1 tRNA gene and 1 rRNA gene are annotated in these 2,022 nt (G+C 52.1%); both read right to left on the reverse strand.

Annotation, left to right across the window (positions count from 1 at the left end):
• Window positions 1-173: 173 nt before the first annotated feature.
• Window positions 174-248, reverse strand: a tRNA-Glu gene (locus L579_RS22930).
• A gap of 90 nt (window positions 249-338) precedes the next feature.
• Window positions 339-1,880 (reverse strand): 16S ribosomal RNA (locus L579_RS22935).
• Between the last annotated feature and the right edge of the window lie 142 nt (window positions 1,881-2,022).

Below are 2,022 nucleotides of genomic sequence, written 5' to 3' on the forward strand. Positions count from 1 at the left end.
TTTGAGAGACTCGAACACATCGTTTTCATTTCTTATTACGGAGAAATGAAACAACGTGTCGTTTCAAATTTTCAGCTTGTTCCGGATTGTTAAAGAGCAAATATCTCAAACATGACTCGTAAGCCAGTTTTGAGATACTGAGCAGCGACACCTTTCACCTGTCACCAAGCAAGTGGCGTCCCCTAGGGGATTCGAACCCCTGTTGCCGCCGTGAAAGGGCGGAGTCCTAACCGCTAGACGAAGGGGACACATGAAGTGTCACGACTTCGCAGCCGTCTTGCTCATTACGTTTTCATCAGACAATCTGTGTGAGCACTTCGAAGGAAAGTATCTTCAGGTAAGGAGGTGATCCAACCGCAGGTTCCCCTACGGTTACCTTGTTACGACTTCACCCCAGTCATGAATCACAAAGTGGTAAGCGCCCTCCCGAAGGTTAAGCTACCTACTTCTTTTGCAACCCACTCCCATGGTGTGACGGGCGGTGTGTACAAGGCCCGGGAACGTATTCACCGTAGCATTCTGATCTACGATTACTAGCGATTCCGACTTCATGGAGTCGAGTTGCAGACTCCAATCCGGACTACGACGCACTTTATGAGGTCCGCTTGCTCTCGCGAGGTCGCTTCTCTTTGTATGCGCCATTGTAGCACGTGTGTAGCCCTGGCCGTAAGGGCCATGATGACTTGACGTCATCCCCACCTTCCTCCGGTTTATCACCGGCAGTCTCCTTTGAGTTCCCGACCGAATCGCTGGCAACAAAGGATAAGGGTTGCGCTCGTTGCGGGACTTAACCCAACATTTCACAACACGAGCTGACGACAGCCATGCAGCACCTGTCTCACGGTTCCCGAAGGCACTAAGGCATCTCTGCCAAATTCCGTGGATGTCAAGGCCAGGTAAGGTTCTTCGCGTTGCATCGAATTAAACCACATGCTCCACCGCTTGTGCGGGCCCCCGTCAATTCATTTGAGTTTTAACCTTGCGGCCGTACTCCCCAGGCGGTCGACTTAACGCGTTAGCTCCGGAAGCCACGCCTCAAGGGCACAACCTCCAAGTCGACATCGTTTACAGCGTGGACTACCAGGGTATCTAATCCTGTTTGCTCCCCACGCTTTCGCACCTGAGCGTCAGTCTTTGTCCAGGGGGCCGCCTTCGCCACCGGTATTCCTCCAGATCTCTACGCATTTCACCGCTACACCTGGAATTCTACCCCCCTCTACAAGACTCTAGCCTGCCAGTTTCGAATGCAGTTCCCAGGTTAAGCCCGGGGATTTCACATCCGACTTGACAGACCGCCTGCGTGCGCTTTACGCCCAGTAATTCCGATTAACGCTTGCACCCTCCGTATTACCGCGGCTGCTGGCACGGAGTTAGCCGGTGCTTCTTCTGCGGGTAACGTCAATGACGATGCGTATTAAACATCATCCCTTCCTCCCCGCTGAAAGTACTTTACAACCCGAAGGCCTTCTTCATACACGCGGCATGGCTGCATCAGGCTTGCGCCCATTGTGCAATATTCCCCACTGCTGCCTCCCGTAGGAGTCTGGACCGTGTCTCAGTTCCAGTGTGGCTGGTCATCCTCTCAGACCAGCTAGGGATCGTCGCCTAGGTGAGCCGTTACCCCACCTACTAGCTAATCCCATCTGGGTTCATCCGATGGTGTGAGGCCCGAAGGTCCCCCACTTTGGTCTTGCGACGTTATGCGGTATTAGCTACCGTTTCCAGTAGTTATCCCCCTCCATCGGGCAGATCCCCAGACATTACTCACCCGTCCGCCACTCGTCACCCAAGGAGCAAGCTCCTCTGTGCTACCGTTCGACTTGCATGTGTTAGGCCTGCCGCCAGCGTTCAATCTGAGCCATGATCAAACTCTTCAATTTAAGTTTGATGCTCAAAGAATTAAACTTCGTAATGAATTACGTGTTCACTCTTGAGACTTGATATTTTTTAAGTCCGTAGACTTTTGATATCAATCCTGCGAGTGCCCACACAGATTGTCTGATAAATTGTTAAAGAGCAGTG

This window comes from Pantoea sp. AS-PWVM4 (genome assembly GCF_000468095.1).
In the GTDB taxonomy this organism is placed as follows: Bacteria; Pseudomonadota; Gammaproteobacteria; order Enterobacterales; family Enterobacteriaceae; genus Pantoea; species Pantoea phytobeneficialis.